General features: G+C 52.3%; 13 protein-coding genes and 1 pseudogene. 3 read left to right on the plus strand and 11 right to left on the minus strand.

Features of this window, described 5'->3' with window-relative positions:
* Nucleotides 1-72: 72 nt before the first annotated feature.
* From M2371_RS17300 to M2371_RS17325, 6 genes and pseudogenes are all read right to left on the minus strand, one after another.
* Nucleotides 73-1,428 (minus strand): annotated as a pseudogene (locus tag M2371_RS17300) (PepSY-associated TM helix domain-containing protein); the annotation flags it as partial.
* Nucleotides 1,429-1,459: 31 nt separating this feature from the next.
* Nucleotides 1,460-1,885 carry a DUF2946 domain-containing protein gene (locus tag M2371_RS17305; RefSeq protein ID WP_259268283.1) on the minus strand — a complete coding sequence of 142 codons (426 nt, stop codon included), beginning with the start codon at nt 1,883-1,885 and terminating at the stop codon, nt 1,460-1,462.
* Between the two features lie 96 nt (nt 1,886-1,981).
* Nucleotides 1,982-3,037: an NAD(P)-dependent alcohol dehydrogenase gene (locus M2371_RS17310; RefSeq protein ID WP_310473324.1), complete on the minus strand. Its 1,056-nt coding sequence runs from the start codon at nt 3,035-3,037 to the stop codon at nt 1,982-1,984.
* A gap of 22 nt (nt 3,038-3,059) precedes the next feature.
* Nucleotides 3,060-3,467: a cupin domain-containing protein gene (locus M2371_RS17315; protein ID WP_172895296.1), complete on the minus strand. Its 408-nt coding sequence runs from the start codon at nt 3,465-3,467 to the stop codon at nt 3,060-3,062.
* Nucleotides 3,468-3,692: 225 nt separating this feature from the next.
* Nucleotides 3,693-4,250, minus strand: coding sequence for a LuxR C-terminal-related transcriptional regulator (locus tag M2371_RS17320; RefSeq protein ID WP_172895295.1), 558 nt, complete (start codon nt 4,248-4,250; stop codon nt 3,693-3,695).
* A gap of 227 nt (nt 4,251-4,477) precedes the next feature.
* Complete coding sequence (locus tag M2371_RS17325; RefSeq protein ID WP_259268284.1) at nt 4,478-5,596, minus strand: YbdK family carboxylate-amine ligase; 1,119 nt, start codon at nt 5,594-5,596, stop codon at nt 4,478-4,480.
* A 226-nt stretch (nt 5,597-5,822) separates the two neighbouring features.
* Between M2371_RS17325 and M2371_RS17330 the strand changes: the two genes are divergently transcribed.
* The gene (locus tag M2371_RS17330; protein ID WP_034493870.1) at nt 5,823-7,070 is read left to right on the plus strand and encodes a mechanosensitive ion channel family protein; all 1,248 of its coding nucleotides are present in this window, start codon (nt 5,823-5,825) and stop codon (nt 7,068-7,070) included.
* A 39-nt stretch (nt 7,071-7,109) separates the two neighbouring features.
* On the opposite strand, the gene M2371_RS17335 is transcribed toward M2371_RS17330, so the two are convergent.
* The 5 genes from M2371_RS17335 to M2371_RS17355 form a co-directional block, all read right to left on the minus strand.
* Entirely contained in the window at nt 7,110-7,361 is a 252-nt protein-coding gene (locus M2371_RS17335; RefSeq protein WP_034494557.1) for a DUF1158 domain-containing protein, read from the minus strand.
* A gap of 115 nt (nt 7,362-7,476) precedes the next feature.
* Complete coding sequence (fdnI, locus tag M2371_RS17340; protein WP_172896161.1) at nt 7,477-8,130, minus strand: formate dehydrogenase-N subunit gamma; 654 nt, start codon at nt 8,128-8,130, stop codon at nt 7,477-7,479.
* Complete coding sequence (fdxH, locus tag M2371_RS17345; protein WP_172895293.1) at nt 8,126-9,010, minus strand: formate dehydrogenase subunit beta; 885 nt, start codon at nt 9,008-9,010, stop codon at nt 8,126-8,128. The genes fdnI and fdxH overlap by 5 nt, the downstream gene beginning before the upstream one ends.
* 11 nt (nt 9,011-9,021) lie before the next feature.
* Nucleotides 9,022-12,069 carry a formate dehydrogenase-N subunit alpha gene (gene fdnG, locus M2371_RS17350; RefSeq protein ID WP_259268285.1) on the minus strand — a complete coding sequence of 1,016 codons (3,048 nt, stop codon included), beginning with the start codon at nt 12,067-12,069 and terminating at the stop codon, nt 9,022-9,024.
* 164 nt (nt 12,070-12,233) lie between these two features.
* Nucleotides 12,234-13,142 carry a LysR family transcriptional regulator gene (locus tag M2371_RS17355; RefSeq protein WP_259268286.1) on the minus strand — a complete coding sequence of 303 codons (909 nt, stop codon included), beginning with the start codon at nt 13,140-13,142 and terminating at the stop codon, nt 12,234-12,236.
* 105 nt (nt 13,143-13,247) lie between these two features.
* Here M2371_RS17355 and M2371_RS17360 point away from each other — a divergent pair, with 105 nt between their 5' ends.
* A complete protein-coding gene (locus M2371_RS17360; protein WP_259268287.1) occupies nt 13,248-14,114 on the plus strand; it encodes an MBL fold metallo-hydrolase in 867 nt (288 codons plus the stop codon).
* A 12-nt stretch (nt 14,115-14,126) separates the two neighbouring features.
* Complete coding sequence (locus M2371_RS17365; protein ID WP_259268288.1) at nt 14,127-14,774, plus strand: DsbA family protein; 648 nt, start codon at nt 14,127-14,129, stop codon at nt 14,772-14,774.
* Nucleotides 14,775-14,851: the final 77 nt, after the last annotated feature.

Here is a 14,851-nt window from a genome sequence, read left to right on the forward strand (position 1 = left end):
CGGACAATCCCCTCTCCCTTAGGGAGAAGGCTAGGGTGAGGGGGAAAACTACGAAACCTGCAATTTCAATGTGCTCTTGCGCCAGCGCACGACATCCGCAGCAATAAACAGCAGCAGGCTCACGCCCATGACAGGCAAGCAGTAGCCAAATACCGCCGCGATCAACACCATGGCTGCACGCCATAAGCCAGGCAGCGCCAGCCACGCCTCGATCAGCGTTTGTGCGGGATTGCTCGCAGAAATCGCCGGGCGTTTTAACCACCACATCCGGTATCCGAGAAGAATCATCGCGCACAGACCAAAGCCGAATGCGGCGAGTAACAGCTGGTTTGCCAGGCCAAACAGCACGCCCATATGGGCATCAATTCCCCAGCGCGTGAGTTTTGCAACCAGCGGGAAATCGGCGAAAAACGTTCTGTCGATGACTTTAAAACTGTGGGGATCGACCGCCGCGGTATCGACATGCGTTGGCCAGGAACGGTCAATTTCAGTCACCGTCCAGGCTTTATCGGCGGCACGAGGAGGGCGAATTTCTGTTTTGTGTGACTCGATTCCTGCTGCGCGAGCGGCAAGCAGAACGCGATCCCAGCTGTCATCTGCGGTATCTGGCATCACCATTCCCGGCATCATGCCGTGATGTTCGGCATGGGGATCGTGGTGCTGATGGCCGGTTTTCGGTGCCAGGGACGTATTCACCTGCGGCGTCATCCAGCCCAGCGAACTGCGCATTTTGTCGATATTGCCACCTGCCCACTGCGACCAGGTCAGCCCGGTCGCGGAGAAAAACAGCAGGCCCAGCAGTAACGTTGCACCGAGAGTGATGTGCCAGTGGCGTGCTTTACGTTGCGGGGTTTGTCGCACTTTTAGCTTTCGTTTCGGACGTGAAGTCAGCCACAGCACCACACCCCCCAGGGCGGCAACCCACAGCCAGGATGCCGCCAGTTCGCTGTAAATTCGCCCAATATCTCCGAGCAATAATCCACGGTGGAATTGATCAATCCAGGTACGCAACGGCAGCACGCCGCTGGTGCCGTACACCGTCATATCGCCCTGAATGGCCAGCGTGGAAGGAGAGACAAAAATGGCTCTGGACTCAGATTCTCCCAAAGAAGAATCGGCAAATTGCACGCGGGTGGTGTCTCCGGGGTCAGGTGCCGGGCGTATCGCGTAAATAGTTGCTTCTTCGCCAATATAGTGACGAGCCGCCGCTATTTGCTGCGAAAGCGGGTGGTTTTGACCTGAGTCCTGAGTGTGGAGCGCGTCATGATAAAGCGCGTTCTCAATTTGCGGCGTTAAAACGTATAACGTGCCGGTCAGGGCCGCGACGAAAATAAACGGGCCGACAAACAGGCCAATATAGAAATGCAGGCGACGCAAAAGCGTCAGCAGCGCGCCACGGTAGGCGAGCTGAGATTGATTCGCAGACATGATAATCCTCTGTCGTTAAAAGAAGTGTGTATTAACGAAGCAGGGCGACAGGAGGGGCGCGTGGCAGCGCTTCGGCGTCATCATGTTGGGCAAGAAGTGGGGCAATAACGGGTGGCGGAGGAAGACGAGAAATGCGCCAGATTAACCAAATAAACGGAATAAATAGCCAGACAATCAACGGAATATGCAGCAGCAACTGGCAATAACCGCAGGCGATATCATCCATCAACGATGCGCCTATGCCTGGCATCAGATGCGAAGGCGAGGGCATTTTCTCGCCAGCCATTTCCATCATCATGCCGCCTGAGTGGCTCATCATATGATGCTCGCCATTCATCGCAGCGCGCCGGTGCTCCAGTGATTTTGAAATCACCGGGGCGATAAAAAGCATCAGCATCGCCAATATGGCGAGTGCGGCAGGCAGTTTATGGCGTGATAAAGAGAAAAGTGATGGCAACCGGGCTATCCGTAGTACAACCGTTTTGTTGCGCGATTGTACACGGATTGATAGGGAATGTTAAAACCCTCCCAGTTTGCAGAGAGGGGGAAAGAATCAGGCTTTCAGCGTCGCCATATCGATCACGAAGCGGTATTTCACATCGCTTTTCAGCATCCGTTCGAAGGCTTCGTTGATATCCGGCATATTGATCATCTCGATATCGGAAACAATCCCGTGCTCACCACAGAAATCCAGCATTTCCTGGGTCTCTTTGATACCGCCAATGCAGGAACCGGCAACGGAACGACGGCCCAGAATCAATGGCAGCGTACTGACGGGCGGCTCAATTTTGCCCAATAAACCCACGTAGACCAGCGTGCCATTCAACGTGAGGGTTGGCATATATGGGTTGATGTCATGATCGTAAGGTACGGTGTCGATAATTAAATCGAACTGGTTGGCGACCGACGCCATTTGCGATTCATCGGTTGAAAGTACAATGTGATGCGCACCTAAACGGCGGGCATCTTCTTCTTTGCTGGCGGAACGGGTGAATAGCGTGACTTCGGCACCCATCGCGTTTGCCAGTTTTAGCGCCATATGGCCCAGGCCTCCCAGGCCGACAACCGCCACTTTACTGCCTTTACCCACATTCCAGTGGCGCAGAGGGGACCAGGTTGTGATACCCGCGCAAAGCAGTGGTGCGGCACCTTTCAGGTCCATTCCGTCAGGCATTTTCAGCACGAAATCTTGTGAGGCAACAATGGCCTGGGAGTAGCCACCATAAGTGGGTTGGTGATCGTGGCGGTCCACACCGTTATAAGTCTGGGTGTTGCCTTCTTCGCAATACTGTTCCAGCCCTTCTTGACACGGATGGCAGGTGCGACACGAGTCGACCATGCATCCTATTCCTGCATAATCGCCCGGTTTAAATTTTGTGACGTTGCTACCCACGGAGGCCACGCGCCCCACAACTTCATGGCCTGGCACCACAGGATACTGGCTGAAACCCCAGTCGTTACGTGCCTGGTGCAAGTCTGAGTGGCAAACCCCGCAGTACATCACTTCAATCACTACGTCATCCGGACGCGGTTCGCGTCGCATAAACTCGAAGGGAGCAAGTGGAACTTCTGCGGACTGAGCCGCATAACCGAGCACTTTCATCGTCATCTTAATTCTCCGAATTGAGAGGCTATTTTTTGTATTGATCGTCGCTGACGTGTTCCATCCACTCGACCGGGCTGCCGTTGAGTGATTCAGCAATGGCGATATGTGTCATCGCGTTGTCGGGTGTCGCACCATGCCAATGCTTCACGCCCTCGGGGATCCAGACAATATCGCCTTGATTCATTTCACGGATGGCACCTCCCCATTCCTGCAACCAGCCATGACCATGAGTGATAATCAGCGTTTGCCCTAACGGATGTGTGTGCCATGCGGTGCGTGCGCCTGGTTCAAAAGTGACGGTGGCACCGCCGGTACGGGCGGGTGGCGTGGTCTGGAAAGGTGCATCAATACGGACTCTACCTGTGAAGTAACTTTCCGGACCCGATTGAGATGGCTGAGATCCCGCCTGGATAATTTTCATTTTTTCTTCCATTTTTTCCTCGATTCGACGTTTATAGTCGGAGTTAGATGGACAACAGTGACTCTGAAGTATAGGAAACTCACCCAGGCTTGCCGTGTTATCCGAAAATGAAACTCTATCACCGCGCCCGCAAGGGGATTAGATCACCTAATACGGCAGGGGCTATGAGCTGAATTCATGAATGGGAATTGCGGCGAAAAGAGGGGGGCTTCCTCTTTTGCCAGAGGAAGCAAATTGTTAGTGGCTTTGGATCAGCGGGTGAATCGAAAGATTTCGCATGTAATATTCGTTGAAATTTGAAAAGCCACTTTTTCTGATCGCAACTTGCTTATGATGGCTAACAGTTTTAATTGAAATACCTAACTTATCGGCAATGCTTTTATGTGGCATACCTTCGAGTAGCAACGAAACGATTTCTACTTCACGATGAGAGTGCGTATTACGATAATAAAAATCTGAGTTGAGTTCATTTGTGCTTCGGTTAGGTTTTAATAAAATAGACTGTAATTCACTAATTGATACCGTAGGCGGAATAAGGACTCCGCGCGGCGAAAGGTTGTGTGATTTTAAAATATAAAAAACATGGCGTTCAGCAATAAAGTAGTTAAACGTGTGAGGGTCATTTTTCTGATCGTTAAGCTGGGTTAACAGGCCGAGAAGCTGGCTGTTCGGGATGTGCCTGACCGTCAGTACAGCATTTGGGGCATGAAAATTAGAAAGGGCTTTTTCGACACCCGGCAACAAAAAACGGTTGTCACTAAGAATATAAATAACCTTGTTTGATAATACAGTCACAATATAAATCCTTTTAATAAGATGTATTAATGTTTAAAGTTAGAGGAGAGTATTGCTTGCGGCTGAAATAAAATGTTACCAGTCACTTTATCATGTTTTTGGTGTTAATAAATGGCTGGCATCATTAGTTATAATTAAGGATGTGTTTAGCAATGCTAAATATATTGAAATGTCATGGGCTTTGATGAGTGCAAGAATATTCTTAATCCTATTTTGGACAAAATAACTTATTCATTCGCCCATATTTCAGAATGTTCGCGCATCAACTCGGTTAAAAGACCTCCACCGGCGATAAACTGTCGAATGCGTCGGGTATCACTCTCGTTATTACGCACATAGCGTTCAATGGACTCTAACGCTGAAAACCCCTTAAGTTGCGTGGCGTACGGAGCCAGGGTATCAAGCAGCGGTAAAATATCTTCCGCTATCGTGCGTTGTTCACCGGTGCGCACATCCGTCAGCACACCTTCAAACCCAAAACGGCAGGCTTGAAAACGATTGAAACGGTATAGCAGGTAATCTTCTGAACGCGGTACGAATGGGCGTTCGGTTAACAACCAGTGAGCCAGTGCCTGAAGAAAACCGGCAATATTCACCGCGCGAGTGATGGTCAGAGGAGTGTCCATGACGCGCACTTCAACCGTGCCAAATTTTGGGCTGGGGCGAATATCCCAATGCAGGTCTTTCATGGATTGCACAATGCTGCTGGACTCAAGGCGTTGATACATCCATTTGAATTCGTTCCAGTCACTCACAAATGGAGCGGGGCCGTTATCCGGGAAAGCGGAGAAGATATTCAGGCGTGACGAAGCATAAGTGGTGTCAGCCCCCTGGATGTAGGGCGATGAAGCGGACAGCGCAATCACATGCGGCACAAACCGCGACAACCCGTGCAGCAAATAAATGGCATCTTCTTCGTTATCACAGCCGATATGCACATGCTGACCAAACACGGTCGCCTGCTTCATTAAATAACCGTAAAGCTCCAGAGTCTGGTTATATCGTTCACTCTGGCAAACTTCCTGACGCTGCCATTTCTGGAAGGGGTGAGTGCCACCACCGCAAATAGCCAGATGATGTTGGCTTGCGGATTGCAAAACCTGCGTGCGTAAACCGGAAAGTTGGGAATAAGCCTCTGTGATATCGCCGCACACTCCGGTGGCGATTTCGAGCATACTTTCAGTGATGTCATGTTTGACTTCACCCTCAGTCACCGCCTCTTTCAGCGAACTGATCAGCAGGGAAGAATCCTGGCTCAGATCGTTTCCCGGCGGATTGATTATCTGCAATTCCAGCTCCACCCCGAGGGTGTACGGGTCGGAATGAACAAAATCTCCTAAAGGCATGCTGTCTTCTCGCAACTGAACCCTACGTGAATTCAGTATAGCCAGCGCCAGGAGAAATGTTCGCGGTATTAGCTGATTTTATCTCTTTATTCTCGTTAGGAATTATCCCGTGTCCATTATTGCAATGAAAATATTGTAAAGAATATTCAGGATATTAAAAATGCCTTAATAGTTGCACATGAATACATCAGCCATCATTATATGCGCTGATTCAGAAGGAGATGTTATGAAAGATTTGGTTTCACTTTTTAGCAAATTTGGAATTGTCATTGACCAGACAACTTCCATATTTGTGGTTTTGTGTATTATTTTTGTATTTTCATTAATAGTCCATTTTATTCTGCACAAAGTTGTTCTGCGCACTTTTGAAAAACGTGCAAATTCCAGCCAGCATTTGTGGCTGCAAATTATCACGGAAAACAAGTTGTTTCATCGGGTTGCGTTAGCGCTGCAAGGTATCATCGTTAATGTTCAGGCGGTGCTGTGGTTGCAGAAAGGTACAGATGTCAGCACGATTCTGATTATCTGCGCGCAGCTATGGATTATGCTCTATTCCTTGCTGTCGTTATTTTCCTTGTTGGATGTTATTTATAACTTCTCACAGAAATTTACCGTTGCCTCAAATATTCCGCTTAAAGGCATATTCCAGGGGGTGAAATTAATCAGCTCGATAATCATTGGTATCATGATGATTTCGAGAGTCATCGGTCAGTCGCCAGCGATTCTTATCAGCGGCCTGGGTGCGATGGCGGCGGTATTAATGTTGGTATTTAAAGACCCTATTCTGGGGCTGGTTGCGGGGATTCAGCTTTCGGCAAACCGCATGTTAAAGCTGGGTGACTGGCTGGAAATGCCAAAGTTCGGCGCAGATGGTGCCGTTACCGATATCGGCCTGACCACCGTTAAAGTCCGCAACTGGGATAACACCATCACCACTATCCCGACCTACGCGCTGGTTTCAGATGCCTTTAAAAACTGGAGCGGGATGTCGCAATCTGGCGGCCGTCGTATTAAGCGCAGCATTAATATTGATACCACCAGTATTCATTTTCTCTCAGAGGATGAAATTCAGCGTTTAACCCATGCGCGTTTATTAAAACCGTATATAGATTCGCGCAGTAAAGAAATTGAAGACTATAACCGTACGCATAATAGCGACGGGACTTCAGTGCTTAACGGACGCAGAATGACGAATGTTGGCACGTTCCGCGTTTATCTGACTGAATATCTGCAAAACCATCCGCGTATTCGCAAAGACATGACCTTAATGGTTCGCCAGCTTGCACCTGGTGCTGAAGGATTACCGATAGAGATTTATGCCTTTACCAATACCGTGGCATGGCTGGAATATGAAGCCATTCAGGCTGATATTTTCGAGCATATTTTCGCGGTCGTTGACGAGTTTGGTTTGCGTATTCACCAGGCACCAACCGGCAATGATATTCGTTCGATTGTGTTGCAGAAGGCTTTGTAGGTCGGTTACGCGTAGCGTCAACCGACACAAATAACCTTATCAATCACGGTCAATCGAAAACCAACGCTTCCAGATAAAGCGAATCACGAAGTATTCAATTGCACCTAACGCCAGGAACCACAGGCAGAAAATAATGGTGTAGAGCTGGTTCATATCCAGCAGGTGAAACATCGTGATGAGCTTTTGCGCCAGTTCAATCGTCAGCGCCGGAGCCGGAAGCAGCAGGCAGGAGAAAAAGGCCAGCAGCAAAATACTGCCAGCGCTCATCAGGGTTTCGAGAGGGTGTTTCATCATTATTGTTACGCCGGAAGTCAGGTGAAAATAGCCAAAAAGGCTATTGTCCGGGAAAATAACGGCTGATACAAATCCCCGGCAAACGTTCGCCGGGGACTACAGGGCGTATCCACTACAACCCTTCAGTGCTCTCTTTCTTTGCTTCTTTCGCCAGAACCGCCCGATACCAGCGCGGATGGTGTTTCTGCGCCCAGCGGCGGCTAACTTTGCCGACGACCATGCCTTTTATCGAACCTTTCACCCAGAACGCCATGTACATATGAATCAGGATGGCGTGAATCAAAATAATGGCGACCGTCGCGTGAATCAGCAGGCTGTAGCGCACCAGTTTGATGGGGAAGTACGAGGCAAAATAAGGCCGCCAGATAATCACGCCCGTCACCAGCAGCACGAAAATCATGCTCATAATGGTCCAGAACATCATCTTCTGCCCGGCGTTATATTTGCCGACATCCGCCACTTTATGCTCGTTGCCTTTCAGCACTTCGACAATATTTTTCACCCACGGCCAGTCCTGCTTTTCCGGGATATTGTGATGTACGAAACGCGCAAACATAAACATCAGTGCCACGAAAATCAGCACCCCAAAGAACGGGTGCAGAATACGGCCCATTTGCGGTGTGCCGAAAGTTTCGGTCAGCCATTGCAGCGTCGGGAAGAACAGCGCAATACCCGAGAGCGACACCAGGAAGAAGCAAATCACTACCGTCCAGTGGCAAGCGCGGTCGATAAACTTCGTCCTGACAATCGATTTACTCTGCTTAATCATGATGTTCGTCCTCGTCTTCATCCACTTCTTCATTCGGCCCGACGCCGATGTAATGGAAAATCAGCCCGGCGAAGGTGGCGATAAAACCTGCCGCCGACAGCGGTTTGAGGATCCCTTTCCACAGGTTGATTGGCGTGTCGATTTGCGGATCTTTCGGCAGATTGTGGTACAGCTCCGGCTGGTCGGCATGATGCAGCACGTACATCACGTGTGTACCGCCTACCGCCTGCGGATTGTAAAGCCCGGCGTGCGGATAGCCGCGCTTTTGCAGCTTCGCCACGCGCTCGTCGGCCACGTCTAACATCTCCTTTTTGGTGCCGAAATGAATGGCACCCGTCGGGCAGGTTTTCACGCAGGCCGGCTCCTGGCCGACGCTGACTCGATCCACACACAGCGTGCATTTGTAGACGCGGTTATCGTCTTTATTCAGGCGCGGAATATTGAACGGGCACCCGGCGATGCAATACCCACAGCCAATACAATGTTCCGACTGAAAATCGACGATCCCGTTAGCGTACTGAATAATGGCACCCGCAGACGGGCAGGCCTTCAGGCAGCCCGGATCTTCGCAGTGCATGCAGCCATCCTTGCGGATAAGCCACTCCAGCTTGCCGTTTTGCGTGGTTTCGCTAAAGCGCATTAACGTCCAGGATTTGGCACTCAAATCGGCGGGGTTATCGTAAACCCCGACGCAATGACCGACTTCATCGCGGATGTCGTTCCACTCCGAACAGGCGACCTGGCAGGCTTTGCAGCCAATACAGCTTGAGACGTCAATCAGCTTGGCGACTTCTTCTTTGAAGTCACGAGCCTGCGGCGGCGGCGTAAAGCCGTTGGTAGCCGAACGCTTGATAATATCCTGAGATTGCATGGACATGAGTTCGCTCCTTACGCCTTCTCAATGTTGACCAGAAACGCCTTGTACTCTGGCGTTTGCGAGTTAGCGTCACCGACGGAAGGCGTTAGCGTATTGGCGAGATAGCCTTTACGCGCCGTGCCTTCAAAGCCCCAGTGCAGCGGAATACCGACGGTTTCCACTTCCTGCCCGCCAGCGTTCAGCGTTTGCAGGCGCTGCGTGACGACCGCAACGGCGCGAATAAACCCGCGTTTGCTGCTGACTTTCACGTGGTCGCCGTTGGCAATACCTTTGCTTTTCGCAAGCGCCACGCTGATTTCCACAAACTGCTCGGGCTGCGCAATCGCGTTAAGCCGCGAGTGTTTAGTCCAGGTATGGAAATGCTCGGTCAGGCGATACGTGGTGCCGACATACGGGAACTCATTGCGTTTGCCCATGCGTTTGGCGTCAGCTTCATACAGGCGAGCTGCCGGGTTCGACACCACATTTGGGTGCAGCGGGTTGGTGCCCAGCGGCGTTTCAAACGGCTCGTAATGCTCAGGGAACGGGCCTTCCGCCATTTTGTCGATGGCAAACAGGCGGCCTAAACCTTCCGGCTGCATGATAAACGGCCCCACGCCGCTGCCCGGTGCGGCAGTGTTGTAGTCCGGGATATCGTTGCCGACCCACTTCGCGCCATTCCATTGAATCAACATGCGTTTCGGGTCCCACGGTTTGCCCTGTGGGTCAGCAGACGCGCGGTTGTAGATAATGCGGCGGTTGAGTGGCCATGCCCATGCCCAGCCCAGCGTGTTACCCAGCCCGGACGGATCGGCATTATCGCGGTTCGCCATCTGGTTACCTTTCGCCGTCCAGCTTCCGGCATAAATCCAGCAGGCAGACGCGGTAGAACCGTCGTCACGCAGCAGCGCAAACGAGTCCAGAAGCTGACCTTTTTTCGCCAGCAAATTCCCCGACGGATCGTAGAGATCTTCCAGCGCGTAGCCGTTGTTCTCTTTGGCGACTTCTTCCGATTCAGGATGGTCAGGCTGCTCGTAATGCCAGCCCATTTTCAGCAACGGTTCAGCGCCTTTACCGCCTTCGGCGCGATAAAGCTGGCGGATCTGGTGGTAAATCCCGGCCAGAATTTCTCCGTCGTTACGGGCTTCTCCCGGTGCATCCGCGCCTTTCCAGTGCCACTGCAACCAGCGCCCGGAGTTGGCAATCGAACCGTCTTCTTCAGCAAAACAGGTGGACGGCAGGCGGAACACTTCGGTCTGAATCGCCGCCGGGTTCACGTCGTTCATCTCGCCGTGGTTCTGCCAGAAGTTAGACGTTTCGGTGACGAGCGGGTCGATGATCACCAGGTATTTCAGCTTGCTAAGGCTTGCGACAATTTTGTTTTTATCCGGGAACGAGGCAACCGGGTTAAAGCCCTGGCAGATATAACCGCTGACTTTATTGCGGTCCATCATGTCGAAGTACTTCAGCACGTCGTAGGCCTGGTCCCACTTCGGCAGCCAGTCGTAGCCCCAGTTGTTTTCCTTTTGCGCATCATCGCCATAGAACGCTTTCATCAGGCTGACGAAGAACTTCGGATAGTTACCCCAATAGTTCACCTGGCCTGGCAGCGTGGCTTTTGGCGTGTTTGCCGTCAGATAAGTTTGCAGGTCGGTTTGCTTTTCAGACGGCAGCGTCAGATAACCCGGGAGGCTTGTGGACAGCAGGCCGAGATCGGTCAACCCCTGAATATTGGAGTGCCCGCGCAGGGCGTTCACGCCGCCGCCCGCCATGCCCATATTGCCGAGCAGCAACTGGATCATCGCCATCGTACGGATGTTCTGCGCGCCCACGGTGTGTTGCGTCCAGCCCAACGCGTACAAGAACGTGGTGGTGCGGTCGGCGGCGCTGGTGGAGGCCAGCACTTCACACACTTTCAGGAAATCGGCCTGCGGCGTGCCGCAAATATGCTCGACCATTTCCGGCGTATAGCGGGAAACGTGCTCTTTGAGCAGGTTCCACACGCAGCGCGGGTCGGTGAGCGTGTCGTCACGCTTCGCATAACCGTTTTCGTCGAACTGATAGTTCCAGCTGGTTTTGTCGTACTGGCGTTTTTGCTCGTCGTAGCCGCTAAACAGGCCGTCATCAAAACTAAAATCGTCACGCACCAAAAGGCTGGCATTGGTGTAATGCTTAACGTATTCGGCGTTGATTTTGTTATTGGAAATCAGGTACAGCAGCACGCCCGACAGGAAAGTAATGTCGGTGCCGGAGCGGATTGGCGCATAAATATCCGCCACCGAAGCGGTGCGGGTAAAGCGCGGATCGACCACAATCAGCGTGGCGTCGTTGTTGTTTTTGGCTTCCATCGCCCAGCGGAAACCCACCGGATGCGCTTCTGCGGCGTTGCCGCCCATCACCATCACAACGTTGGCGTTTTTGATATCAACCCAGTGGTTGGTCATCGCACCGCGACCAAATGTTGGAGCAAGACTTGCTACCGTTGGTCCGTGTCAGACGCGTGCCTGGTTATCTACCGCTAACATGCCCAGGGATCGGACAAATTTTTGTGTCAGCATCCCGGTTTCGTTGCTGGCCGCCGACGCACATAACATGCCGGTGGAGAGCCAACGGTTTACCGTGACGCTTTGCTCATTCTTCTCAACGAAATTGGCATCGCGGTCGTCTTTCATCAGGCGGGCGATGCGCGTGAACGCATCTTCCCAACTAATACGCTGCCATTTATCGGAGCCTGGCGCGCGGTATTCCGGGTAACGCAGGCGGCTTTCGCTGTGGATATAATCCAGCAAACCCGCGCCTTTCGGGCATAACGCCCCACGGTTCACCGGATGATCCGGGTCACCTTCAATATGGAAAATACTGGATTTAGCGTTTTTCGAGCCATCGCCCAGGCTGTACATCAACAAACCACAGCCTACGGAGCAGTATGTACAGGTATTGCGGGTTTCTTTGGCACGCAAAAGCTTAAAGTTGCGTACCTCGGCAAGTGCCGCTTTGGGAGAAAATCCCAAAACTGCGGCGGTAGTCCCTGCCATCCCGCCGGCACAGATCTTGAAAAATTTTCTGCGACTGACGTCCATCGTAACCTCATTGTTATGACGTATGAATGGTCGCGAAAATACCCATATTTACCGGTTGGTTATTGAGCAAAATCAAGTCGCTAAACATTGGGTAGCCAATTACCCCTTCATGAGTAGGGGTAATGGCGGGGGATTAACCATAACGAGATAATCATTGGCGATATTTAGCGCAGAGTCCCTCGCCACTGCTCATCCGTGGCAAACCACTCCACCAGATAATCCAGCATCGCGCGCAGCGTGGCGGGCATCTGTTTGCGGGTGGAGTAAATGCCGTAGATCCCCATCGCCTGCGGTTGGTAGCCTGGTAATAGTTCTACAAGTTCACCTTTTTCCAGTAGCGGGGCGGCAGAATAGTACGGCTGGAGCGAAATCCCTGCGCCCTGTAGCGTCCCCGCCAGCAGCACCACCGATTCATTGGCGCTGAGATTGCCGCTCACCGCCACGGCAGATTTTTCCCCTGCACGGTCAAAATGCCACAGGCTTTTGCCGAACCAGTTGTAAGTCAGGCAATTATGGCTGGCGAGATCTTCAGGATTATTCGGAGTGCCGTTTGCCGCCAGATAAGCAGGAGCGGCGCATACCACCGAGGCGCAGGTGGAAAGCGGGCGGGCAATCAAATTCGGGTCCAGTTCATTGGTGATGCGCAGTGCCAGATCGATCCGTTCTTCCACCAGACTGACCGTCCGGTTGTTCATTTGCAGATCGACGCTCACTAGCGGGTGGCGTTTCAGAAACTGCGTCACGGCACCAGCAAGCGCGGTTTGCCCCAGTGACTGGGAGCAGGTGATGCGCAGCAGGCCGCGTATTTCCTCGGTCTGATTATCCTCAACCAGATCGATGGCTTCGGCGACCGCGAGCATTTTGCGTGACAGGCTCAGGGTTCTTTCGCCCGCATCGGTCAGGCTCAGTTTGCGCGTGGTGCGGTGCAGCAGGCGTGCGCCCGTCCACTCTTCCATCTGCGCCAGATAACGCGTCACCATGGCTCGCGACATCTCAAGATGGTCTGCGGCGGCAATCATACTGCCCAGATCGACAATGGTGACAAACACCCGTGTGGCGGTAATGCGATCCATTATTCGTCCGATTTATGCAATGAACAGTTGCTTATTATCCGGTTTTTGTATCAATTTATGCAACGTAAGATATGCCCATCATTAAGACAATTTAGGGCATCTGCTATGTTTAAAAAATCTGTACTTACTCTGACTCTCGCAAGCATTACGACTCTGGCACACGCCGCCAGCCCGTTAACGATGGAAGTCTACAATCCCGGTGAGAAAAGTGTGTTCCCGGTGTCATCCGAGATAGTCAGCGGCGAGAAAGAAGTGGTGCTGATTGACGCGCAGTTCCAGGGTAACGACGCCGAGCAGCTGATTCAGAAGATCAAAGCGACCGGCAAAACGCTGACGACCGTTTACATCAGCCATTCTGATCCGGACTTCTACTTCGGTCTGGACAAAATTAAGGCCGCGTTCCCGCAGGCAAAAATCGTCGCCACGCCGGAAACCATTGCGGCGATTAATGCCTCAAAGGACGGTAAACTGGCTTACTGGGGACCGATTCTCAAAGAGAACGCACCACAATCGGTGGTGGTGCCGCAGCCGCTTCAGGGCAACAGCTTCATGGTTGACGGCCAGAAAATCGAAGTAAAAGGCCCAACGCCAGACCGCACCTATGTGTGGATCCCCGCGCTAAAAGCGGTGGTGGGCGGGGTGCCAGTGGCGGGCAATAATATTCATCTGTGGGTGGCTGATACTCAAACGCTGCAATCGCGTGCCGACTGGCAGCAAACGCTGGAAAGCATCAAAGCCCTGAAACCGGAAGTCGTGATTCCAGGCCATTTCCTGCCGGGCGCACCGCAAACGCTTGAGTCGGTAAGCTTTACGCAAAACTACCTGACGACGCTTGAAAACGCGTTGCCGAAAGCCAAAGATTCAGCTCAACTGATTGCGGGGATGAAAAAGCAGTATCCGGGCCTAAAAGATGAGTCGAGCCTGGATCTCAGTGCGAAAGTGCTTAAAGGTGAGATGAGCTGGCCGCAGTAACCAGGAGGCAAAATGACAACTCACACTCTGCATTACATTTTCGACCCGCTCTGTGGCTGGTGCTACGGCGTGGCACCGCTGGTGAAGGCGGCTCGTGCGCTCAACGGAGTTTCGATTACCCTGCATGGCGGCGGCATGATGGTGGGCAACCACCGTCGCACCATAGATGCGCAGTGGCGCGGGCATGTTATCGAGCATGATGCGCGGATTGCCGCCATGACCGGGCAGCCGTTCGGTGATGCGTATATCAATGGCTTGTTGTTGGATACCACGGCAGTGATGGACTCGGCCCCGCCTACGTGCGCGATTCTTGCGGCGCAAAAGCTGGCCGGGCGCGGGCTCGATATGCTGCATCTTATTCAGGTGGCGCATTACCAGCATGGCAAGCGTGTGGCAGATTTACCGGTTCTGGAAGCGTTGGCCCAGGAACTTGGCTTATCGGCCCCGGCTTTTAGCGCAGAAATGCAGGCCATCGACGGTGAAATCCTGAATCAGCATATTGCTGAAAGCCGGGCGCTACTGGCTGAGCTTGGTGGCCGTGGTTTCCCCACTTTTGCACTTCGCAATAACGCCGGGCAGTTACAGGTGCTGGATGCCGGGCGATACCTGGGCGATGTCCCAGCCTGGCAGGAGATGTTGCTGTGCACTGCACCCATTTAGTTGGACTATAAAATGGAATAGTCCCTTATATGGCAAAGCCAAAATACTCCTTTGAGAAACGTCTTGAGGTTGTTAAG

The sequence above is a fragment of the Buttiauxella sp. BIGb0471 genome (assembly GCF_024807715.1).
Taxonomy (GTDB): domain Bacteria; phylum Pseudomonadota; class Gammaproteobacteria; order Enterobacterales; family Enterobacteriaceae; genus Buttiauxella; species Buttiauxella agrestis.